Below are 23,815 nucleotides of genomic sequence, written 5' to 3' on the forward strand. Positions count from 1 at the left end.
GGCCGGCATGGTTTCGGTTGTGATCGCGATGAAACCTGCCATCGCGAGTGCCGACAACCCGGCCAACGGTAGCGCTCGGACGGAATCGGTCTCCGCCAGTGCCGAAGTCGCAGTCCCGTCCGAGTTTGCGCTCACCTCGTCGGTGTTTCGGGACTGCCTTCACCCGACTGGCCGGAACGGACCAGTTCTGCAATCGACGCCCAGTCCATCTCGCCCTGACCGTTCGCCAGAGCCTGAGCAAGCACGCCCCGAAGTACGCCACCGAACGGCAAGTCCAGATCGACGCTGTCGGCGGCGTCGAGCGCAAGCCTCAAATCCTTGAGGCCAAGAGCGGTGGTGAATCCTGCCGGCTCGTACTGACGCGTCGCGACGAGGTTTCCGTAGCTGGAGTAGACCGGCCCGGGGAAGATCGTCGAGGTCAGCAGTTCTACGAGTTGGCTTCCGTCCACACCTGACCTCTCCCCCAATGTGATTGCCTCACCCAAGGATTGAATCGCGGAGAGGATGAGGTAGTTACCGATGATCTTGACGATGTTGGCCTGCTCCGGACGCTCACCTTGTGGCCACGTGCGAGCCCCGATGACGTCGAGGAAGGGCTGCACTCGCTCGAGGAGGGAACTGTCGCCGCCGGCGATGATGTTCAACTGGCCAGCCTGAGCAACAGAAACGCGTCCGAATACCGGCGCCGCGATGTACCCGATGCCGTACTCGGCGTGCAGTGCGGCGGCGCGCTTGGCAAGGCCGACGCTGACGGTGGCCATGTTGACGTGCACGGTTCCACTCGGAACGGATGTGAGTACGGCGGGATCCAGAATGGCCGCAGACACGGCCGAATCATCCGCCAACATCGACAGTACAACGCCGGACTGGAATGCCTCGGCAACGGTTTTCGCGCCGGTCGCCCCTTCCGCGACCAGTTCGGCTACCGCTTCAGGGCTGCGATTCCACACCGTCACGTCGAAGCCTGCACCCATCAGATTTCGAGCGATGGGACGACCCATCGCACCCAGACCGACCACGGAAACAGAAGTCATGGATTTCCCTCTCGAAAATGTTGAACCACCTAAGACGGTTCAACACTCTCACACGGGTACAGTTGCTGTCGAACCGGTTGAGATGGTTCGCCACAAAGGAGGACGAAAGTGAACGAAGCAGGAGCTGATCAATCCGCTCGGGACGTGTTTCGACTCGACAACGACACGCTCGCCTTCCGCTTCACCGCCACCCTCACCAACCGGAACGGCTCGAGGTTCGAACGACTCACGAGCCCGCAGCGACTCGAATTATGGTTACGCGCCAACGATCTGATGGACACCCCAGCAACCGCGACAGAAGACGACCTCCGCGGCGCACGGGATTTACGCGAGGCCATTCATCGCATCGGAACCGCCGTGTGCGAGGACCGCCGCGCCTCACGCGCAGATGTCGGGATCGTCAACACCGCATCCGAACTCGGTGATGCCCACCTCGTCCTCGAGAGTGGCCGAGCCCTCTGGAAATCAGCCGGAGACAATCCGATCCGCGACGGTTTGTCGATAGTGGCTGCCGACGCAATCGCGGTACTCGGTGGACCCGACCGCGACCGCGTCAAAGCCTGCCAGGGCGACGGGTGCACCGGCCTCTACGTCGACACCAGTCGTGGCAACAACCGACGCTGGTGCTCGATGAACATCTGCGGAAACAAAGCCAAGAAATCCGCGATGACCGCTCGCGCCGACTAGCTCATCTCACCTTCACGGCCACTCCATTTCGCCGCCGCCCGATCCCACAGCTTCTCGATGGGCGTCGACAGCAGGAGAAGAAGCAGCGGGAAGTACGACGTCACCGGAACGAGCACACTGACGAGCAGTGCCACCACCATGATCAGGAAAGTGACGATTTCAGCGGTGAAATGCGGCTTCGCATTCTCTTCACTCAACGACGGGTTGCGAACCAGACCCCACGCGACCACCGCGAGGCACGCAGCACTGGCTGCCATTGTCCCGATGTAGAGAGCCCTGGTTCCGAGATCTTGTGACGGCGCTGCAACCAGCGCCGTAGGGAAGGGCAAGAACACGATGGTCATCACCCACAACCCCAGTCCGCGCACGACCACCTTGTCTCCGTCGATCACAAAACGAAGCAGTCGATGCTGCGACCACCAAAGACGGAAGATCACCAGAAAGCTCAGAGCGAACGAGTAGAACTGCGCAGCATGATCGCCCAGCAGTTCCGACGTGGTGCCGTGGTGGTCGCTGGTCAACTCGACCAGCGGAAGCACGAGCAGCGTGATCGCGATGGCGACAATCGCGTCGACGAAAGTGACGTAGCGCTCGAAGTAGCGGGTTCGTTCCGCAATCTCAGCCATTGCGGAAGCATAAGCCTCACAACAGGAAACAGACCGGCGACGCCACTTTGCGGGAGCGGGTATCCGGAAACATACAATTAACGAATCAAATTCGTTAGATCCCTTGACCCTGACGGAACCCATCCCCATACTTAACGAATCACATTCATTAAGTGACTCGCATCACGCCACCAGGGGTCGGTACTGCCACCCCCTTCAGGACATGGGGTTGCCCTAGTGCCGATCAACGCTTCGACGAATACGCAGTCCGACCGGGTTCCGCTCACCGCCAACCGCGGTATTGCTGTCTTCAGCATCGGCGTCATGGGGTTCATCACCGCGAACCTCATCCCCCTGATGATCGTGGCAATGGTCGAGGACCTCGGTGTCACCGAATCCGCCGCCGGCGCCGTCCTGACCGCATCGCTGCTGGTCTGCGCATTCACCTGCCTCGCCACCACTCGTATCGCATCGGGTCGGCATCGTCATCTCCTCGGCCGCGTCAGCCTGATCGCGATGGCGGCCGCATTCGGCATTGCGGCCATCGCGCCGTCCACTGTCATCGCGTGCGCCGCGATCATCATCGGCGGCATCGGCGCTGGTGGATCCGCGTCCGTTGGCGGAGCGGCACTGGCCGCGCTCACGAACCCAGACCGGGCATCGAGCATCAGCGGGCTCGTGAACCGTCTCGTCGTCACAGCCGTCCTCGCCCTCATCCCCATCCTCGGCACACACATGACCAACGCATTCGGCATCGTCGCAGTCCTGGCACTGGCAACCGCCGCAACGGTCACCTGGTTGCCGTCGTCCCCGGTGAGAGAGTCGCCGGAGACGGCGAAGTCCGCCAAGACGACCACAACTCTCCCCGCCGGGGTCAGCGCAAAACGACTCACTTTTGCCGGAACCGCATTTCTCGCAATGCTTGCAGTCTGGGCGATCAGTGAGGACTCGCTGTGGGCAGTACTCGGCATCATGGGTTCCGAGCACGCCGGGCTCTCGGATCAACAAATGAGTCTCGCACTGAGCGCATCGACGGCAGGTGGTGTGCTCGCGGCTGTTACCTTGACCGCGTTGGGTTCTCGGGTCAGTCGGACAATATCGATCTCCGTGCTGCTGATACTCGGGGCAATTCTGAAGCTGTCTGCCGGCCTCACCACCGATCCCACGATCTACCTCGCACTGGTCATCGCATGGAACACTATCTACGCGGCCACGTTCATCGTCTTGGTTGCCATCTCGGCCGCTCTCGACGCGGCCGGCCGATGGTCGGCCCCACTACTGGGCACCTACCTCATCGGCTCCGCGTTCGCGCCGCTGTTCGGAACTTCGGTGACGGCGAGCCTCGGGTATCCGACCTTCGGAGTCATCATCTCGGGGATCAGCTTCGTTCTCTTGGTCCCGTTCGCCTTGGTTTCCCGACTCTCCGCACGCACCGAGGGTGCGTATCGTCACCACAGCGCCGCCATCACTACTACCGTCATCGCGTAAGGATCACGTAGAAGTCATGAATGACAGCATCACTCACTACCGCAACGGAAAGATCTTCACGGCTGCCGACGACGGATGGGCCGAATCAATAGTCGTCGAGGACCACAAACTCAGATTCGTGGGCGAAACCGTCTATGCCGAAATCCTGGCTCCCGACGCCGAGGTGATCGACCTCGAAGGTGCCGTCGTGCTACCCGGTTTCGTCGACGCACATACACATTTGGTCATGATGGGATTCGCCCTGCAGAAGTTGGATCTGCGTGATGCCACAGATCTCGCCGACATTCAGTCCAGCATCAAGCAATTCGCGGAATCGAACCCGGACGCACCACGCCTGTTGGGTCGCAGTTGGTTGTTCTCCGCACTGGATGGAGGACACCCGACGCGAGAGATGATCGACGCCGTAGTGCCCGATCGTCCGGTGTACCTCGACGCCAACGACGTACATTCGGTCTGGGTGAACACTGCAGCACTGCGTGAACTCGGCATCGACGCGGACACTCCCGACCCGATCGGAGGTCGCATCGGCCGGGATCCGGTCACCGGAGAAGCCACCGGAATGCTGTACGAGACCGCCATGATGCTCTATGTCTGGCCGAAACTGGCGGAGCTCGCGTCCGACGAGGACCGGGACGCCGCCCTCGCGCTCGCGTTCCGCCACTATCTCGAGGACGGCGTGACCGGTGCGGTCGACATGGCTCTCGGCGCGGACGAATTAGCCTCGCTGGAAAGAGCATTGGACGCCGGAGACGGCACATTGCCACTGCGCGTCGCGGCTCACTGGCTGATGACCCGCGAGGACAACGAGGCCGACAACGTCCGACAAGTTCACGACGTGATCGAGCTTCACGAGCGCGTCCAAGGTCCGTGGCTCCGTATCGCCGGAATCAAGATCATCATCGACGGTGTGATCGACAGCTGCACGGCCGCAATGAAAGAGCCGTACTCGGACGGCACCAACGCCGAGCCCATCTGGGATCTCGAGTCGTTGATCCCCGTCGTGACGGCCGCAGACGCCGCAGGCCTGCAGATCGCGATGCACGCGATCGGCGACGAGGCGTCGGAGATCGGATTGACGGCACTCGAGTACGCGATCGCTGCCAACGGAGACATTCCCCGCAGGCACCGAATGGAACACTTGGAGTCGATCACCCGGGACAACGTCGAAAGGCTTGCCCGCCTTGGCATCATCGCGTCGATGCAACCGGTTCACGCTGACCCTGCGATCCAAGAGAACTGGCAGGCAATGCTCGGCGACTACCGGGTGAATCGCGCGTACCCGTGGCCTGAATTCACCGAAGCCGGAGCGGTTCTGGCGTTGGGTTCGGACGCTCCGACGGCGCCCCATCCGCCGCTGCCGAACATGTTCATCGCCACCACCCGTCGATCCGCAATCGATCCGTCGCTGGCACCCAACCTGCCGGGGTACGCTCTCCCCCTCGCGGACGCGCTGGCTCACGCAACCCGCGACGCTGCATACTCGTGCAGGTGGGAAGATGTGACCGGCCAACTGGTTCGGGGAAAAGCTGCCGATTTCGTCGTATTGAAACAAGATCCGTTCACCGAAGGGGTCGATTCTCTTCTGACCACGGAAATCGCGATGACCGTGGTTGCCGGATCCGTGCGATACGACGCCACCCGGGCAAAGAAGACCGAAGCACAGCACACCGAAGCACAGCACACCGAAGCACAGCACACCGAAACCCGATAGCTGATCGTTACCAGTTGTTCGATAACGCGCGCATGCGGCCCGGCGACAGAACGAAGGAGGGACGTGAACTCGTGAACCCATACACTCTGGAGGACACATGCGCAGGAAAGCTCCGATTTCGGCCGCCGTCACTGTCTCTGCCCTGGCAACCACCGCTGCCCTGATCGTCGCCGGTTGCGGGTCGACCGAAGGAACACCTGAAGCGGCGGCGAGTTCCACGGCAGCCAGTTCAACGGAGTCGGCGACCTCGACGGCAAACGAGCCCGAGACGACGGTAACGAGCTCTCCCCCGCCACAATCGAACACCCGCACAAGCTCGTCAGCGACGACTGCAATCCCGGCCTCGGGTCCCTGTCTCGACGTCGACTCCTCGCTCGTCACCGACGCGATCGGCACGCTGGGCACCGACATCAACGGAGGCAAGTGGATACCGAGATCCGCGAGCGAGGAGCAGATCGGTAATTGTCCTGACCTGCTCTGGGTTTCGGTCGATGGTGACGGCGTGGGCGATGCGACGTATCAGTCACACGTCCTGTTCTTCCACGACGGAACATACCTGGGCACCGCTACCAGCGAGCCGTACTCGTACACACACGTCATCGACAGCAACAAGGATTCGGTATCCGTCCAATACCGTTGGCTGCTGGACGACGATGCATTCTGCTGCCCCCAAGGCGGACCGAACATAGTGAACTTCACGTGGAACGGCAGCGCCGTGGTTGCCGACGGCCAGTTCCCGCCCTCCTGAACCTGCCCGGGTCCGAGTAGGCCTGAATACAACTGGGCCCCAGCGACAAGGTCACTGGGGCACAGTCTTCTTCGATCTAATCGCCGGCGATCCTACTCACCGACACCGAGTTCGCGCAGGCGAGTCTTGTACAGCTCGATGTTGCCGAGCTTGATGTCCTCGTAGCCGCGAACCACGTCCGGCAGTGCCGCGATCTCGACGGCGCGATCGTATCCGTCGGTTGCGAGCGTACGAGAGAGATCAGCGATCATGGCCTCGTACTCGGCGAGCAGTTCACGCTCGACCTTGCGAACGTGCATGTAACCGAAGGGATCGAGCTTGGTACCGCGAAGCTTCTTGCCCTTGGCCAAAACCTTCAGTGCAACATGCGACTTGGGCCCGAGACCGATCTTCTTCTTGCGGCCCATCACTCGGAGGATCGGGGGGTGGAGCTTGTAGGTCAGGTTCTCCCCGGCCGGCACCTGCGACTTGACGTCTTCGATGAAGGCAGGATCGACCAGCATGCGAGCAACCTCGTACTCGTCCTTGTACGCGGTGAACTTGAACAGGCCGCGGGCAACAGCCTCGCTGAAGTCGGTCCGCTCGGTTGCGGCACGTTCGGCGGTCCAGACTGCCTGAACCTGATCGATGTAACGCTGCGCGATCTTGACGGACTGGAACTCGATGAGCTGCGCCGCACGCAGTTCCACCAGTCGCAGGGTTTCACCGGTGAAGGTGGTTCCGGCGAACATGTGAGCCGGTGCGACTACGGGTTCGCGGACGGACTTGGCCGGCGTGGTGACGGCCGAGAACGCTGCGGTGTCGGCAATTGCTGCACGACCCCAACGGAATGCCGCGATGTTCGCGTCCACGGCAACGCCGTTGATGCCGATCGCTTCTTCGATGGCCTCGGCCGGCAGACGGAGTCCGCCGCTCTGGTAGGCCGCACCGATCAGCAGGAAGTTGGCGGCTGCGGTGTTACCGAACAACTCCTGTGCCGCGGCGAGTGCGTCGAACGAACGCAGGGTGCGCGACACCTTGTCGAGACGGGCGAGGAGTGACGTCTCCTCGGGGTAGCGAACAGCCTTGTCGTAGACCATGTCGCCGGTCGGCGTCTGCGACGTCGAGGCGATGGAGACAGTCTTCTCGGCATTGCCGTAGTCGAGGTTCTTGTTGTCCGTCGCGGTCAGCAGGTCGAAGGCGACGATGCAATCGGCACTGCCCGGGGTGAGGCGGTTGGACGGCTCGAGCGCGCTGGAGCTGAAACGCAGGTGCGAGACAACAGGTCCGGCCTTCTGGCTCAGTCCGATCTGGTCAAGGCTCTCCACCTCGAGGCCGGCGCGCAGTGCCGCCGTTGCGAGCACCTGGTTGACGGTCACGATGCCGGTGCCACCGATGCCCGCGAGGAAAACGTTCTGCGTGCTGGTGAGCGGTCCGAAATCAGGATCTGCGACGACGGGCGGGACGGGACGTGCGGCCTTGGGAGCCTTCTTGCCCGGCACCAGTTCGACGGTCACGAACGACGGGCAATCGCCGTCCATGCAGGTGTAGTCGGTGTTGCAGGACGTCTGGTCGATCTTCGTCTTGCGGCCGTACTCGGTGTCCACGGGCTGGACCGAGAGGCAGTTCGACTTCACACCGCAGTCACCGCAGCCTTCGCACACTGCCTCGTTGATGACGACGCGAGTGTTGCGAGTGGGCAGCGTGCCACGCTTGCGCTGGCGACGTGCGTCGGCCGCACAGTGCTGGTCGTAGATCAACACTGTGACGCCCTTGATCTCGCGAAGCTCCTTCTGGGCCTCGTCGAGGCGATCGCGGTGCCAGAGCTTGGTGCCCTTGGCCAGAGCGCGCTTGTTGTGACGCGAAGGCTCGTCGGCGCAGATGATGATCTGCTTGACGCCCTCGGTGGTCAGCTTGTGGCTGAGTTGAGCAACGGAGAGGGCACCTTCCGCGTCCTGTGCACCGGTCATCGCCACTACCTCGTTGTAGAGCAACTTGTAGGTGATGTTCACGTCTGCGGCGATGCATGCCTGGACAGCCAACTGACCGGAGTGGAAGAAGGTGCCGTCGCCGATGTTCTGGAACAGGTGAGGCACGTCGGTGAACGGTGCCTGCCCGATCCACTGGCTGCCCTCGCCACCCATCTGTGTCAGGCCCGTGACAGCGCTGTCCTCACGGCCGGACATGGTGACGAGTGTGTGGCAACCGATTCCGCCGCCACCGATGGAACCCTCGGGGATAGCGGTGGAACGGTTGTGGGGGCACCCGCTGCAGAAGTACGCGGTTCGCTTGGCGGAGAGCACGTTCAGCGACAGCGGGGCCGGGAGGGTGCGCTTGAGTTCGACGTGCGGCTTCAGTACGCGCCGCAACGGGGCGAGCAGCCGGCCTGCGGTCAGTTCACCACTGGCAGGCATGAGCAGACGGCCCTGGCCGTCACGCTTGCCGATGATGCGAGGGGCATCGTCGGTGCCGTACAGGACTTCCCGGATCTGCGCTTCGATGAACGCGGTCTTGTCCTCGACCACGACGATCTGCTCGAGGCCTTCGGCGAACTCCTTGATCTTCTCGCCCACGACGGGGTAGCACATTCCGATGCGAAGGAGACGGATCCCGGCGCGGTGCAGCGCGGCGTCGTCGACACCGAGGTCTGCCAGAGCTTGTCGGACGGAGTCGAAAGTTGTACCGGTGGCGGCGATACCGATCTTCGCACCGGAGGGGTTTACCTCGATCACATCGAGGTTGTTGGCAGTTCCGTACGCGTGCACGAGATCCCATCGCGGGCCGTACAGATCGGCCTCGGCGATGACACTGTCCGGCGGCGCGGCCATCTGACGCTGCTTGTAGACGAAGGGCTTGCCCTCGAACTGCACTTCCGGAACCACGATGTCGAAGTCCGCGATGCTGCCGTCGATCGTCCAGGCGCCGTCGGCGACGTCGGCGACGATCTTGAGCGCTACGACACAACCGGAGACACGCGAGAGCGCAACAGCGTGCATACCCATCGTGATGATCTCTTCGGCATTGCGCGGGAACAGAACCGGCACACCCATCGCGGCAAGCGAGCGCTCACTGACGGCCGGAACCGTGGAGGACTTCGACGCCGGGTCGTCGCCCACCAGCAGGACTACGCCGCCCTTGGGGTTCACGCCGTACATGTTGGCGTGGCGAATGGTGTCGGTAGCGCGGTCGACGCCGGGGCCCTTGCCGTACCAGACGCCGGTCACGCCGTCGTGGGTCGCGGTTCCTGCGGGGAGGTCCGTCTGGCTTCCCCACACCGCGGTGGCAGCAAGTTCCTCGTTGAAGCCGGGAATGAAGGTGATGTCGTGTTCTGCGAGCACCTTGGGCATGCCGTGAAGCATCTTGTCGACGCCGCCCAGTGGGCTGCCCTGGTAACCGGAGACGAAAGTGGCAATACGCTTACCTGCCCGGATGTCGCGAACATGCTGCTCGACGAAGCCGCGTGCAATTGCCTGAACACCGGTCAGCAACACCGGTCCCGATCCCGACCGGTACCGATCATCGAGGTCATAGGGCTTGGCCTGGGCTACGCCCGACACCAGTTCAGTCATCGTGGACCACCGTTCCGTCTGCAGTGCATTTCAACTACCGTGCATTTTCAACAACCGCGTAACTCGATCTGTTCAGATGATCGTGGTCGAGGTATGTGAAAGCGTCAACAGAGGCTTGTTCAACTATTCAAATTGACAGTTTGTGAGCCAAATCACGTGACCTAGGTCATCGAATAAATCAGTTGGAGACCCGTTCGTGGCGATACGGCGAAACGGACATAAAACGTTCCTGACAATACAAACCGAGAACAGCCTTGACATTGACGCAACGTCAACTTGCATGCTGAATGAGCGAAACCGATCCGAGAGTAGGAACTTCACGTGAGCGAATGGTCCATCCAAGAACTCGCCAAATCCGCCGGTACCACCAGCAGAACGCTGCGTCATTACGGCGATCTCGGACTCCTGGAACCGAGCCGCATCGGCGCCAACGGCTACCGCTTCTACGACGAAGACGCCCTGGTGCGACTGCAACGCATCCTGCTGCTTCGGGAACTCGGACTCGGATTGCCGGCCATTGCCGAAGTCCTCACCGGTGAACGCGACACGGCCGCCGCGCTGCGTACCCACCTCGAACTCCTCGAGCAAGAGCGCACGCGGATCTCGAGACAGATCGAATCGGTCAACAGGACCTTGAACAAGACGAAGAAAGGTGAATCACTCATGCCGGAAGATGTTTTCGACGGGTTCGACCACACCCGATACAAGGAAGAGGTCATCGAGCGTTGGGGTAAGGACGCCTACAGCAGCGGCGACACTTGGTGGCGGTCGATGTCGGAGGAGGACCGGACAGCGCACCTGCAAGCTCAAGCCGACATCGCAGCGGCATTCGGAAATGCCCTGACAGCGGGCCTGTCCGCGGACAGCGACGACGTCCAGACGATTACCCGCAGACAGTTCGAGTGGATAAAGATCGGTTGGCAGGGAAGAACTCCCAGCGCCGACGCCTTCACCGGACTCGGCCAGATGTACGTCGACGATCCCCGCTTCACCGCAAACTACGACAAGTACGGAGAGGGCACCGCTTCGCTGGTCCGTGACGCGATGAAGGTCTACGCCGAGCGCAACCTGCACTGACGTCGCTCAGTCCTGCCCACTGCCGAGGAGGTTGTGTCGGTGCGCTGCCGCGACGGCCTCTTCCCGGGAGTGCGCACCGAGTTTGCGATACAAGGCTCGGAGGTGACTCTTCAACGTGTTGTTGGATACGAACAACTTTCGTGCGATCTCACCGATCGGAATACCGAGGTCCAGTTCCACGAGAACGTCCATCTCCCGTTTTGTCAGTTGGACCCGAACGATGGCCGCCGGATAAAACTGCGGCGCTTCGGATTCGAGAAAAGCTGTGACGGCACCGCTCGGGCCGTCGGCCCGCTCCTCGAGTTGCCTGATCAGATCACGCGGAACAGTCGCCAACGCCGACAGGACACCCGAGGTTTCAAGTATTCCGCAAGCCTCCTCCCACTGGCTCGCAGCCGCGGCGATGCTGCCCAGTTCACGGAGCGCCGCGCATTCGATCAGCAGGGATTCGAGGCGATACCGTGCGAGATACTGCCCACTCCAGTCGATTCCGCGACACATTTCCAAGGCCTGCGACGGGGATCCCGTCAAGAGATGCGCGCGAGCGGACGAGACCGCGACGACAGCGAACGCGTGCGCGGCGGCAACTGATTCTTCCAGCGCCTTCGTCCCCTCTCCCGACGCCAACAGGAGATCGATCCGCGAGGCGGTGAGAAGGGCGTCACCGAACGATCTGTCGCATGGATTCACGTGACCGTCAGTTGCCACCGCGCGCTGCAGAGAGATCAAGCCCGAGAACGGGTCGGATTGCAGCAGAGAAAATCTGGTGTAGGCGTAGGCCGCGAATGCCCACAGGTCACCTGGCGGGGTGATCTCGGCGAGCGCGTCCATCGCCGCAGCGCCCGCATCTCTGTCCAGGCGGTCGTACGCCACCAACGCACGTGCGATCGCTCCGCCCATGTGCGAAGGCGGTCCCAACCATCCCGAAACATCTGGATGTGTACGTTCGAGGCGAAGCCACTCGGTCGTGTGCGCGACGTCCCCGATCAACGCGGAGTTGAGTGCTGCGTTGCCTGCTGCGTGCCGCAGGACGAACGCCGGGCCATGCTCCACGGCACCTTGATACGCGAGACGTAATTCCACTGCGGCGTCACCGAGGTCGCCGGTCAATTGATGTGAGACTCCCCAGATGAGCCGCAGTGCTGGAAGCTGAGACCCCAACGTGCCCAACGACTCGTCGCCGAGTCCGTACACGACGTGTGCCAACCTGCGTGTGATCTCGGTAGAGCGTTGGTACTTACCGGATGTTCTCAGCACGACGGATTGGACGGTCCCGACGTTCAACAAGCTGTGCGCATGCGGACTACCACCTATCGCACGCAATTCCGCCGGTTCCGTCGGCAACGAATCGCCGTTGATCAACTGCGGCCTCAGACGTGATTCGAGCAGGTCACGCCCCACCAGAATCGAAGAGTTCGAACTCAGTACGTCGCCGGGTATCGATTGCAACGCAGTCCGGACCAACCCGGTGTGATCGACCAGAAGATCGGCCCAGTGACGCTCGAGTATGTCGAGCACCCTGGTCCACTTGCGTCCGTCCAAGGCGTAGTGAACGGCACCGGCTATATCCGAAGTCCCGAGAGCGTGATCGACGAGAACCTGGAAGGGATCTTCGAATCCATCCCCTTGTTCGGTCCGTATCTGCATGAATGCCAGGCGAACTGACGGCGCAAAGTACCAGGACGGTTCCCCCTCGAGACCATTCCGGAAGATCAGACCGAAAGACTCGAGCAAGTCCAATTTGCCTGCCACGTCCAGATCGTCGGACAGGACACGAGCGATCTCCGGCGTCACCGTGCGGGCAGCGGCGATCGTAGTCGCGAAGTCGAACAACTCGAGCGACTTGCCCGATCGAGGAGCGGTCCGACTGACGTACGCGTGGATCGCCTGGTCCACTCGCTGCTGAACGCGTTCACGTCCACGGCTCGGTTCACTCAGCCCCGCAACCGCACTCAGAGCAACCTTCATCAGCACGGGAACGCCGGCAACGCGTTCACAGATCGAATGGACGATGCCCGAAGGAAGGTGGATCCCTGCCTCCGCGAACAGAACTGTGGACTCGTCGAGCGTGTACCTGAGGTCGTTCGCGCACAGGTACTCGTCCACGCGGACGTCCTCGAGCAAGTCCGTCGCAGATCGATCCTGCAGTGTGACAATCACTTTCAACCCGGTAAGCCGTACGATCAGATCCACGATTCGGCGTCCCACCTCGTCACCCTCGACCAGGTCGATGCGGTTGAACACCAACACGAATGGAGCGGGCGACGAATCGAGTAGTGATTCGATTGCCCCCACCGGATCCTCGTGCATTCGTGGCGGGGCCTCGAGTGATTCCAGCGAATCCCGAATCACCGCGAGCGCGGTGTTCCAGTACTCGAGGGGAGTCATCCGAGTCGACGGCGCCGGCACCCAGACAACCGGCCTGTTCGGCACCTGCCCGAGAGTCGTGAGCCACAGCGCGGCGAGTTCCGTCTTGCCGAACCCACGAGGCGAATCGATGACCGTCAATCCCGCCGAGCGTTCCATCAATCCGAGCAGGCGAGGACGAATCGCCGTGGCTCCGCGCCCAGCGAGCCGCCTTTGCAGCGTGCCCCGCCCTCGAGGATTTCGCTTTGCTCGAGATAGCTGCGATCGATTCGAAGGGGACGTCATGACGGCCGACAAACGAGCAGTCGATCCCCGCCGAACTCGAGATTTCGTTCGAGCATCGAACTCCCAACCCGTCCACCCATAACGAACAACATAGACAGAATCGCCGCGACGCGCGAGCACCGGCCGTCTCACAAATACGCCCGATTTGTCTCATTATGTGGGCTCGGTCACTATTGACGACTATTTGCGGAAGAGTGACTGCGACCTGCGGGATCTGACATATCATGCCCGCGTGTCGATGAATTCCGCCCGCATCCGCGTGTCGACTCGATCGGTTGATCCGGAGGACGCCGACGACTTCTGGCGCAGCGCGACACGTCCTTTCTTCGTCACCGACCGGATTGACCCCGACACGCCTCTCGAAGGCTCGATCTCAGCACTTCCCATTGGGTCCTCGTTGATCGGTCGAACAACCTTCAACGCGCAGAAGTACACCCGAAACAACCGGCTGATCGCCGAGAGCGGACTCGACGATCAATACATGGTCCAGGTCGTCCTCGACGGGCAGCTGAGCGGCAACGCCGACGGAGTCGATTTCGTCGCACGTCCAGGAGATGTCACATTCTTCGACCTCGGGCGTACATGGACCGCCGACGCGGAGGCCGAATCGACAGGGCGCACCATCACGCTTCTCGCACCGCGCTCCCTCGTCGAGGCGGAGTCGAAGGGTCGCTCTCTCCACGGGACGGTACTGCGCGGAGTTCCTGCCGTGGTACTCGCTCAGTGCATGCAATCGGTCGTACTCGCGCTACCGCATCTCGATCCCGGCGCAGCAACCGGTTACGAGGACGTCGTGGCGTCCCTGCTTCGTGTCAGTCTGGGTATCGCCGAGCCTGACCTGTCGCCGCGGCCCGATCGCTCCCTCCGAGATCGCGCCTACACCTACATCGCCGAACATCTCTCGGAGAGCTGGCTCGGCCCGACATCGATGTGTGGGGCCCTGTCGGTCTCGCGAGCACAGCTCTACCGCGCATTCGCATCCGACGGCGGGATCGCTCTTGTCATACGACGGAAGCGCCTCGAACTCGTCTACCGCGAGTTGACCAAAGCCGAAACACCGAACGAAACGATCGAAGCGTTGGCCCGGCGATGCGGCTTCACGTCGACATCCCAATTGGCGCGCGCGTTCAAAGACTTCTACGGGATGACCCCGAGCCAAGCCCGTACCCATGGCCGGCGCACGATCGGGGACCCGTCGATAGCTCGCCTGCAACGCCGACTCCAGTTCTTCAACCCCTGAATTCTCTTTGCTCGAGGGTCTTGAGAGTGGGCCTGTGTTCTAGTTGATTCATGAGCTGGATCGACAAGGAACTGTGCGTGGCTGCGCTTACCGGCGCGGTCACAGGCGTCGCCGTGATGATCCCGCTATTCATGGCGCCCGTCATCGCTTCAGGTGACCCGGTGCGAGATGACGCAGGGTTCCCGACGTCTGTGGCCGTACTGGCGGTAATCGCCGCAGTTACGTACGTGTTCGCCTACGTGCTCGGCCCGGACCGGCCCTCCTGGCCCCGGTAAGGACCTCGCCTTCATCACGATTCCGCCCCGAACCGCGGTAGAGATCAAAACTCCACACCAGGCACGAGCTCAGATCACTTCAGCTGGAAAGGAATTGAAGAACAAACTTCTCGATACCTTCCGAAATGAGCTTGGTGAGGGCTGTGAAGTCGTTCGACCAACGTCGAATGTCCAAGCTGCTCATTACTTTCCTCCGGTCTACGACCCGGTGACTGTGACCGCACACCGTATGCGAGGCATCGGTCGCGCATGAGAACTATCTGCGAAAATGCGGTTTCCGTTACCGCTGGACCGACCGAACAGCGACGCAGGTTCAGTCGAACCTGCTGTTGCAGATTCGTCGAACGGTTGAAAAAATGCCGAGCAGAGTTCGAACGAAAAACAGTATCCGCCAAAAGTATTAGCTCGAAAGAACTACGATCCGGCAGGCAGCAACCGGGACAAAGCCATCCGACGATCACGCGCGAAATACGTCCACGCCACTCCAGGAATCATTCGAAGACTCCCAGCGGATCGGATCGGATCTGCTCACTCATTTCGCTGATTTCGTCTGGCGACGATGGCGAAGTTCAAGGGGATCCGCGGATAGCGGCTCGGCAGAGTCCATCCGTTGGGGCATGGAACGAGTTCGGGGAAGGCCGGCCAGTCCATGTAGGGAAGTTCCGAAACTGATTCGATATGAAGACCCGCATCCAGCAAGGAACCAATGACCTCGCCTAGGTCGTGACGCCATTCATGGTTGGTGACGTGCGCTATCTGTCCGTCGGAGTCCTCGGTGTAGGTCGCAGAGTCTTCGTACGAACGCACGCCGCCTCCGGAGAGGTAGTCGTCGGTGATCGTCCATGGTTCGAATGCCATTGCGCCGAGGATCGGATGGTCGTCTCGGATCTGAAACACTCCACCCGGCTCGAGCAGGTCGTGGATCGACTTAGCCCAAGAGGCGAGTTCCGGCAACCAGACGATGGTCCCGGCGCTGGTGACAATCGTGTCGAAACGTCGGTCGATCAGCGTCGAAGCGAATCGCGCATCACCTTCCACCCAGGTGATCCGGCGGTTGTCCGCCTGTGCGATACGAGTTGCGTGGTGCAGAGAGTTGGGCGAAAGATCGAGCCCGTGCACGTCCACAGCACCAAGTCGCGCCCAGGAGATGGTGTCGATACCAATGTGACACTGCAAGTGCAGGAGCGAGCGATCCCGCATTCCTGACGCAGGCAGATGCGGAGCCAGACTCGACAGATCGTTCTTCACGACGGTGGAAATGGCCGCTCTGTTGGCGAGAAACCCTCCGACGTCATACATTTCGGAGCGCACATGCACCTCGGCGCGATCATCCCAATTCGCTTTGTTGCCTGCGATGGCTTCGTCCTCGTGCATCGCTTCTCTCCCGCGCATCGCTGCCCCTCCGAGTTCGGCCTGAACCGCCTTTCTAACACGTCTGTGGTTCTGCTCGCGGTCGTGTTCTCGCAGACACTTTCGTTACCGCATCAGACGCTCACTTCTTCGGCGGGTTTTTCCTCGTGGCTCGCCGCGCCGAAGACAGCCACGGCGACGGCGCCAGCGATCGCTCCGATGAAGCCGACAACGGCAAGCCATTCCAGGCCCGGTCGCGACGCGTCGCCGAGCACCACGACGCCGACGATTCCCGGAACCACCGTCTCGCCGACAACCAGAGCCGCTGTCGCGCCGTTGACGGATCCCAGTTGCAACGCGACCGTGTGCAGATAGAAACCGCCCAGACCCGAGACGAGGATTGCCCAGCCGGCCGGATCGCGGAGCATCGTGCCGATTTCGAACGGATCGATTCCGTAGACCACGCGTACGGCAATGGCCAGACAGCCGAACAGCACACCCGAGATCAACCCGGCGACAACTGCTGCCCGTGAGCCCAACCATCGGATCAAGCCGATGCCGATCGACAAGATCAACGCCGAGCCCACGAGGACACCCCAGTGGACGGCGTCGTTGGAACTCCCGCCGCCCGCGTGACCCGACGACAATCCGAGCAGCAGGAGCGATCCGATCACCGCGGCGATCGCGAACCAGTCACGACGACGCAACTGGATGCCCAGGACCACGGTCCCCAGCACTGCCGTGATGACGAGATTGGCGCTGACCACAGTCTGCGACAAGAACAGTGGAATGAGCCGCGCGGAGATGGCACTACCGGCGAATCCGACCGCATCGAGCACGGTGCCCAGGATGAACGACGCAGTCAGCGCGGCCGCGAACGTCGAACGCAGGGTCGGGCCACCCGACGCCGTCACGTGTCCGGCCTCGCCTCGCTGCTCGGCGGCAGCTGCCGACTTGCGCGCACCGTACGCCTGCAGCACCGATGCAACGCCGTATCCGACGCATGCCACGATCGCGGCAATCAGTCCGATCAGCATCGAAATTCCACACGAAGTTCCAGGGCAATGGTCATAGAGATAGACCCTGCCCTATTTCCTCAGGCCTGACATCACCCTCAGGTATTCGAACAAGTGCTACCCGAGAAGTACACCGACCGACCCTGACCGGTACCTGGGGACACACCGACCCCTAGTGGAATTGCTTGAGAGCCCTGATCTTGTTCATCACGTCGAGCGCCGCCACCTTGTACGCCTCGGACAGTGTCGGATAGTTGAAGACGGCGTCGACAAGGTATTCGACAGTCCCGCCGCACCCCATCACCGCTTGGCCGATGTGCACGAGATCCGTTGCACCCGAGCCGAAGATATGAACACCGAGCAGTTTCAGGTCATCCGTCGACACCAGGATCTTGAGCATCCCGTAGGTGTCGCCTGCGATCTGCCCGCGCGCGAGTTCACGGTATCGGGAAACCCCGACCTCGTACGGCACCGATTCCTTGGTCAGATCGACCTCGGTGGCGCCTACGTACGACACCTCGGGAATCGAGTAGATGCCGATCGGCTGCAGATCCATCAGCTTCGCGCCTGGTTCGTCGAAGGCATGGTAGGCCGCGAGTCGACCTTGATCCATCGACGTCGCCGCCAACGCCGGGAAGCCGATGACGTCACCGACGGCGTAGATGTGTTCGACCTTGGTGCGGAAATTGTCGTCGACGTAGATACGGCCGCGTTCGTCGGCTTCGAGCCCCGCGTTCTCCAGCGCGAGCGGCGCCGTGAGGCCTTGCCGTCCAGCCGAGTACATCACGGTCTCGGCTGGAATCTGCTTGCCGCTGCGCAGCGTCGTAAGCGTCCCATTCGCTCCGACGTCGACGGCCGTCACTTCCTCACCGAATCGGAAAGTGACCGCCAGATCGCGCAGATGGAACCGAAGCGATTCGATGACCTCGGGGTCGCAGAAGTCCAGCATCGACGTTCTCTTCTCGACGACGGTGACCTTGGTGCCGAGTGCCGCGAACATCGACGCGTACTCGATACCGATCACTCCCGCGCCCACCACGACCATGGTGGTCGGGATGGAGGTCAGATCGAGGATTCCGTCGGAGTCGAGCACACGGTGGCTGTCGAAGGACACCCCCGCCGGGCGGGCAGGCAACGTTCCGGTCGCGATCACCACGAATTTCGCCGTGATCGTCATCTTGTCTCCGCGCGAGGCGTCCTCGACGAGGATGGTGTGCTCGTCGACGAACGAGCCGACCCCTACCAACAATTCGACACGGTTGCGCAGGAGTTGAGATCGCACGACTTCGATTTCCTTGGTGATGACATGCTGGGTTCGCGCCAGTAGGTCGGCCGGAGTGATGTTCTCCTTGACGCGGTAACTCGCGCCGTACAGTTCGCGTTGGTTCATCCCGGTGAGGTAGAGAACCGCCTCGCGCAACGTCTTCGACGGAATGGTGCCGGTGTTGACGCACACTCCCCCGAGCATGTTGCCTTTCTCGACCATCGCCACCCGTTTACCCAGCTTGGCGGCCGCGATGGCAGCCTTCTGCCCGCCCGGGCCGGAGCCGATCACAACCAGGTCGTATTCCATCGGATCAGTCATCGCTTACAACTACCGTCCGCATACGACCGGCAGATGCCGAGCATGTCAATACTCGGTGAACAATCCGCGCACCGAAGGGCACGATGGCCGTACACGAACCCTGTTGTCATTGAAAGAGATACAGCCGAATCACTACGAAAATTGCTACACACAAACATATTCCGGTATTCGCATACGCACATTCTTCGCCATCCGGCGGAATTCACAACGATCTATTGAAATTTGTTTCACCACAGAGTGATTGATCGATCAACTGACAGGTGACCAAGGCCGTAAACCGGATGTCCAGTATTCGAATTGTCCGAAATAACGAGCGGAATGTTCCTCGTCACATCTCGCCTCGAAGCAGTTGCGCGGAGTCTCAGGTCGCGTTCTACTTGCCTTGACTAATCATCTGTCACTCTCGGTTACAAACATCCGCCCCGTTCACGATCCCCACCTTTCGCCATCTCGAGAGATCAGGTTTCCCAATGGAATTCACGGAACTTGCCGACTATCCCCTACCACCCGGGACCGTCACCGAGTGGACTCCCGGCGCGGTGAATCCGCCCTCGCAGTGGCCTGTCGACCAGCGCCCCGCCAGCTACATCCACGAAGCACATCTGAAACATGCCGAGCAGATGAAACGGCAGGAGCGCTACAAGATCGACGGGTGCGCTCCTTCGTGGCTGGGTACCTCGTTTCGCATCCACGACAGACTCGACCGAAGGATCTGGGCAGCCGCTCTCGATCACTGGATCGATCGCCACGAAGTGCTCCGAACACACGTCGCCGTGGAGGACGAGGCGATAGTCCGACGCACCGCGGGGCGTGGGGACGTCCGGATTTTGGGTAACGACGTCGGACATCTTGCGTCCTCGATGTCCGTCTTCACACATCTGCAGCAACTGCTCGACCGATCGACCGATCCACTTGTCTGGCCTGCGTATCAGTTCGCGACGATTGAAGGTCCCAACCACTTCACCGTGGTTTTTGCCGCTGATCATGCCCTGCTGGACGGATACTCGGTGGCGTTGACCGCGCACGAACTGCAGACGATCTACCGTTCGCTGAGCGAGGGAAGTCATCCCTCACCGCCGGAGACCGGAAGCTACATCGACTTCGGCACCAGGGAACGAGATCTCGTGGAACACGCGGACTGCTCTCACCCGGCGGTGCAGACGTGGCGCGAGTTCTACGCGCAGGGCGAGGCTCCGTACTTTCCATCGCTACCCGAACCGGTCGTCGGACGCCGCGTCCCTCAACAGAGCCTGTCCGCTTGGCTTCTGAGCGCCCGGGGCGCCGAACGCCTGGCAGAAGCGAGCAAGCGCAGCAACCAAGGTCTCCTTGCCGCGATACTCGCGTGCGCAGCCAAGGTGACCGGAGATCTCACCGGCGCAGACGAATTCCGCGTCGTCGTGCCGCAACACACGCGTTCGGAGCTTCGATGGGCTGCGTCGCTGGGATGGTTCATCGGTGTTGTGCCGGTGAGGATTCCGATTGCCCCCGCCGCAACGGTGAACGATCTGGCCCAGCTTGCCGGTGTGGAGATACGACGCGTCCGACCCGCGGCGGCCCTGCCGTATTCGAGAGTGTGCGAGCTGATCGACTCCCCGCATCACCTGCCGTTCGTGCTCTCCTACATGGACGTTCGTCACGTTCCTGGTGCCGAGCAATGGACGAGCTGGCAGACCAGAGGCCTTCGTAGTCGCGATCATTCGGGAACCGACGTCTACATCTGGCTCACACGGACTCCCGAAGGGCTCAATCTGGCCATACGCCACCCGGGCAATGCGCGCACGAGCCGCCACATCCATCACTTCGCGGGACTCCTACGCCGCGAAATGGAGGACTTTGCCTTCTCGACCGACACATTCGCACCTCCGACCAACACCGCTGCACCGATCGAGGAGAACTCTCATGGAAATGACACCCATCGATCTCTGGGCACCGAAAGCCGGGACGCTCACCGAGTTCAGGCCTACTGAACAGTCCCTGGCGGCGGCATCCGGGGCACCGCGGAGCGACCAACCGCTCTCGTTCCTACAAGAAGGACACATTCGAACCGCCGATCACAAGCGTGCACAAGGCGTCGACTGGTCACCGTGGATCGGATTCACGTTCACTCTGCCCGGTGATCTCGATCGGGAAGCACTGCGTCGGGCGGTCCAGGCGTTTGTCCTGCGGCACAACACACTGCACAGTTGGTTCGAGGTCAGACCATCCGAAGATCCCGACGGGAGCGGGGTCATCGACCGTCACGTGGTGGATGCATCGACGATCGAACTCACGCCGCACAGCGTCGGTTCTCTGCACACGACCGATGCGGTTCGCGAGCATGTCAGCCGAAGTTTCGCCGGCGATACCAGCCCACTGCAGTGGCCCTCGTTCATCAGTGGCGCCGTCGAGCACGGCGCCGGCTTCACCGTCTACTACGGCGTCGATCACTCGCACACCGACGGCCTGTCGCTGATGCTGGGCGTCGAAGAACTTCGTGCGTTGTACATCGCCGAAAGCGCCGGCATCGACGCTCAACTTCCCTCTCCCGGCAGCTACGTCGAGTACAGCGGCGAAGAGCGGGCGTCGGCAGGAAGCCTTGATCTGGCTGCAGCCCCTGTGCAGCAGTGGATTTCGATTCTCGCGGCCAATGCCGGACAACTCCCGACGTTCCCCCTCGACCTCGGCGTCGCGCGGGGCGAACTGACCCGGTCGACCCGCACACACATCGACGTTCTCGACAGCGACGAGTCAGCGGCGTTCGCAGCACTGTGCAAGTCCCATGGTGTCGGCTTCTCCACGGGGATCTTCGCAGCCCTCGCCCTCACCGAGATCGAAGTTGCCGACAGAGCGAACTACTTCGCGCTCAACGCAGTCGGTACCCGCTCCGATCCGAGATACCGCTACGCGCAAGGCTGGTTCATCAACCTCGTCCCGGTCTCGTTCACGCTGAGTGATGTCACGAGCTTCACCGATGCACTCCCCCTTGCCCACGCTGCTCGCGCAGCAGTGAAGGGACTCGCGGACGTGTCCATTCACTCGGTGATCGCCCAGGTGTCGAAGTTGACCGGATCCGACATCGGCGGAACCTCGGTCCCGCCGATGGTGTCGTACATCGACATGCGCCTGATTCCAGGTGCCGAGCACCACGACGAACTCGACGCGCGCGCACTGGGTGGGCCAGGAACGACGGGTGATCTGTCGATGTGGATCAACAGGAAGGAAGACCGTACGTACGTGATGGTCAGTTTTCCCGATACCGAGCAAGCACACACATCGGTGGATCGGTACCTTCGACACCTCCGCAACGTCCTGAGAACGGTCGCCGATACCGGCGACTACCGTGTCGTTCGTCAGGCGGATGCACGTCAGGAAGTGGAGACCGCCTGATGCACATAACCTTTCTCGACAGGTTCGAGGCACGGCCGGGGCGCATCCTGCAGTGGACTCCGAGCGAAATCTCCACCGGATCGACGTATCCGGTTCCTCCGACCTCGAATCAGCAGCTGCATCTTGCCGGGAGCCGCGGCGATACGACGTGGCTCGCTGCCACTTTCGACGTCCCCGGCCCCATCGACACGGACGCACTCAGAGCCAGCTTCGAGGAATGGACGTCCCGCCACGACGCCCTGTCGTGCTCGTTCTCCCAGGCCGAAGTACCGGGTGAATCCTCGGCACTGTTCGTCGACGTCGCCGATATCGGCGACCTGCGCCTCCGTGAGGAAACCGTGGCGGACGCCCGAACGCCGGAACAGGTGCGAGAACTCTTGGGCGAGCGCCTGGATCGATGGTGCAATCCTTTTGCGTTTCCCGCGTACTTTCTCGGTGCCATCACCCGCGACGACCAGTCGACAGTGATCTGCGGGTTCGACCATGCCATCTGCGACGGCTGGTCCATGAGCATCGCCATCACCGAGATCAGCACTCTGTATCGCGAATACACTCGGGCGGAACGTGTTCCGATCGCGTCGGATCTATTGCCGGAGCCCGGAAGTTTCCTCAACTACTGCTTCCGCGAATCGGCAACAGCGGATCCAGATCCCGGCGACCACCGCATTGCGGGTTGGCGGTCCTTCCTTCGATCATGCGGAGGTGACACTCCCCATTTTCCCGTAGATCTGGGACTACCCGCCGGAACGATGTCACCCCAGGGCACCGACACCCGAATGCTCCTCGACGCCGACGAAGCAGAGCTCTTCGACCAGAACTGCGCCGATCATCGACACTCGCCTTTCGGCGCCATTCTTGCGTCGATCGGTTTGGCCACAACACAATTGACCGGCAAGAGGGACACACACCTGCTGTTTCCGGTCCACACCCGTCGGGAACCGCGGCACAACCACACCTTCGGATGGCTGGTGGCCAATGCGCCCATCACCGTGACGAGCATGGATAATCTTCACAGCACTGCTCGGGCAGTCAATCTCGCTTTCCACGAGTCACTTTCACTGTCGTCCGTGTCCTCGCGACAGGTGTTGCGGAGCTTGGGGCCCGAGGTTTCGCCCACTCGCCGAGACATCTTCTCGGTGTCCTACGCCGACTACCGAACCATGCCCGGTGGATCTCGCCCCCGTAAATCAGAGTCCCGCGAATCACAGCCTGCGCCGATCAATCCGCAGCAACTCAGTCGCGTGTCGAATGCCGACGATGTTCAGTTCTGGTTCTCGCGCACCCACGACGGTCTGGCACTTCGCACCCGCTTTCCCGCGCCCGCGGCTCGGACGGTGCACACCTTCCTCGCGAGTGTCTCCGAGATTCTGTCGGCTCCGTAGAGCTACAGCTGCATATATATTTGACACTTTTTTGTTGTGCACAACTTAACT

General features: G+C 61.6%; 17 protein-coding genes. 10 read left to right on the forward strand and 7 right to left on the reverse strand.

The features are described 5' to 3' along the window. Positions 1 to 131: 131 nt before the first annotated feature. Positions 132 to 1,034: an NAD(P)-dependent oxidoreductase gene (locus DBV08_RS12630; RefSeq protein ID WP_095968752.1), complete on the reverse strand. Its 903-nt coding sequence runs from the start codon at positions 1,032 to 1,034 to the stop codon at positions 132 to 134. A gap of 108 nt (positions 1,035 to 1,142) precedes the next feature. Between DBV08_RS12630 and DBV08_RS12635 the strand changes: the two genes are divergently transcribed. After that, positions 1,143 to 1,721, forward strand: coding sequence for an ABATE domain-containing protein (locus tag DBV08_RS12635; RefSeq protein WP_095968751.1), 579 nt, complete (start codon positions 1,143 to 1,145; stop codon positions 1,719 to 1,721). Here the strand turns inward: DBV08_RS12635 and DBV08_RS12640 are convergent. Then, positions 1,718 to 2,347, reverse strand: coding sequence for a TMEM175 family protein (locus tag DBV08_RS12640; RefSeq protein WP_124567634.1), 630 nt, complete (start codon positions 2,345 to 2,347; stop codon positions 1,718 to 1,720). The two genes, DBV08_RS12635 and DBV08_RS12640, sit on opposite strands and share 4 nt — an antisense overlap. A gap of 216 nt (positions 2,348 to 2,563) precedes the next feature. On the opposite strand from DBV08_RS12640, the gene DBV08_RS12645 reads away from it, so the two are divergent. From DBV08_RS12645 to DBV08_RS12655, 3 genes are all read left to right on the forward strand, one after another. Continuing rightward, on the forward strand, positions 2,564 to 3,814 hold the full coding sequence (locus tag DBV08_RS12645; protein ID WP_124567635.1) for an MFS transporter: 1,251 nt from the start codon (positions 2,564 to 2,566) through the stop codon (positions 3,812 to 3,814). A gap of 16 nt (positions 3,815 to 3,830) precedes the next feature. Continuing rightward, positions 3,831 to 5,525: an amidohydrolase gene (locus DBV08_RS12650; protein ID WP_124567636.1), complete on the forward strand. Its 1,695-nt coding sequence runs from the start codon at positions 3,831 to 3,833 to the stop codon at positions 5,523 to 5,525. Positions 5,526 to 5,622: 97 nt separating this feature from the next. Beyond that, complete coding sequence (locus tag DBV08_RS12655) at positions 5,623 to 6,273, forward strand: LppP/LprE family lipoprotein (RefSeq protein ID WP_124567637.1); 651 nt, start codon at positions 5,623 to 5,625, stop codon at positions 6,271 to 6,273. A 92-nt stretch (positions 6,274 to 6,365) separates the two neighbouring features. Here the strand turns inward: DBV08_RS12655 and DBV08_RS12660 are convergent, their stop codons facing one another. After that, entirely contained in the window at positions 6,366 to 9,821 is a 3,456-nt protein-coding gene (locus tag DBV08_RS12660; RefSeq protein ID WP_124567638.1) for an indolepyruvate ferredoxin oxidoreductase family protein, read from the reverse strand. Between the two features lie 321 nt (positions 9,822 to 10,142). Between DBV08_RS12660 and DBV08_RS12665 the strand changes: the two genes are divergently transcribed. Continuing rightward, on the forward strand, positions 10,143 to 10,898 hold the full coding sequence (locus DBV08_RS12665; RefSeq protein ID WP_124567639.1) for a MerR family transcriptional regulator: 756 nt from the start codon (positions 10,143 to 10,145) through the stop codon (positions 10,896 to 10,898). Between the two features lie 6 nt (positions 10,899 to 10,904). On the opposite strand, the gene DBV08_RS12670 is transcribed toward DBV08_RS12665, so the two are convergent. Then, positions 10,905 to 13,424 carry a LuxR C-terminal-related transcriptional regulator gene (locus tag DBV08_RS12670; RefSeq protein WP_124567640.1) on the reverse strand — a complete coding sequence of 840 codons (2,520 nt, stop codon included), beginning with the start codon at positions 13,422 to 13,424 and terminating at the stop codon, positions 10,905 to 10,907. A gap of 364 nt (positions 13,425 to 13,788) precedes the next feature. Between DBV08_RS12670 and DBV08_RS12675 the strand changes: the two genes are divergently transcribed. Together DBV08_RS12675 and DBV08_RS12680 are read left to right on the forward strand one after the other, a co-directional pair. Further along, positions 13,789 to 14,790 carry a helix-turn-helix domain-containing protein gene (locus DBV08_RS12675; RefSeq protein ID WP_206028917.1) on the forward strand — a complete coding sequence of 334 codons (1,002 nt, stop codon included), beginning with the start codon at positions 13,789 to 13,791 and terminating at the stop codon, positions 14,788 to 14,790. A gap of 50 nt (positions 14,791 to 14,840) precedes the next feature. Beyond that, a complete protein-coding gene (locus DBV08_RS12680) occupies positions 14,841 to 15,065 on the forward strand; it encodes a hypothetical protein (RefSeq protein ID WP_124567642.1) in 225 nt (74 codons plus the stop codon). 528 nt (positions 15,066 to 15,593) lie between these two features. Here the strand turns inward: DBV08_RS12680 and DBV08_RS12685 are convergent. From DBV08_RS12685 to sthA, 3 genes are all read right to left on the reverse strand, one after another. Next, positions 15,594 to 16,457: a bifunctional 2-polyprenyl-6-hydroxyphenol methylase/3-demethylubiquinol 3-O-methyltransferase UbiG gene (locus DBV08_RS12685; protein ID WP_260395551.1), complete on the reverse strand. Its 864-nt coding sequence runs from the start codon at positions 16,455 to 16,457 to the stop codon at positions 15,594 to 15,596. A gap of 92 nt (positions 16,458 to 16,549) precedes the next feature. Beyond that, positions 16,550 to 17,452, reverse strand: a complete 903-nt coding sequence (locus DBV08_RS12690; protein ID WP_124567643.1) for a hypothetical protein — start codon at positions 17,450 to 17,452, stop codon at positions 16,550 to 16,552. Positions 17,453 to 17,603: 151 nt separating this feature from the next. Beyond that, positions 17,604 to 19,016, reverse strand: a complete 1,413-nt coding sequence (sthA, locus tag DBV08_RS12695) for a Si-specific NAD(P)(+) transhydrogenase (protein WP_007733953.1) — start codon at positions 19,014 to 19,016, stop codon at positions 17,604 to 17,606. Between the two features lie 470 nt (positions 19,017 to 19,486). Here sthA and DBV08_RS12700 point away from each other — a divergent pair, with 470 nt between their 5' ends. The 3 genes from DBV08_RS12700 to DBV08_RS12710 are packed head-to-tail and all read left to right on the forward strand — an operon-like array spanning position 19,487 to position 23,764. Next, a complete protein-coding gene (locus DBV08_RS12700; RefSeq protein WP_124567644.1) occupies positions 19,487 to 20,983 on the forward strand; it encodes a condensation domain-containing protein in 1,497 nt (498 codons plus the stop codon). After that, positions 20,916 to 22,382, forward strand: a complete 1,467-nt coding sequence (locus DBV08_RS12705; RefSeq protein WP_124567645.1) for a condensation domain-containing protein — start codon at positions 20,916 to 20,918, stop codon at positions 22,380 to 22,382. Before DBV08_RS12700 ends, DBV08_RS12705 begins: the two co-directional genes overlap by 68 nt. Beyond that, entirely contained in the window at positions 22,382 to 23,764 is a 1,383-nt protein-coding gene (locus DBV08_RS12710; protein WP_124567646.1) for a condensation domain-containing protein, read from the forward strand. Before DBV08_RS12705 ends, DBV08_RS12710 begins: the two co-directional genes overlap by 1 nt. Positions 23,765 to 23,815 lie beyond the last annotated feature (51 nt).

The sequence above is a fragment of the Rhodococcus sp. KBW08 genome, from assembly GCF_003852455.1.
Taxonomy (GTDB): domain Bacteria; phylum Actinomycetota; class Actinomycetes; order Mycobacteriales; family Mycobacteriaceae; genus Rhodococcus_F; species Rhodococcus_F baikonurensis.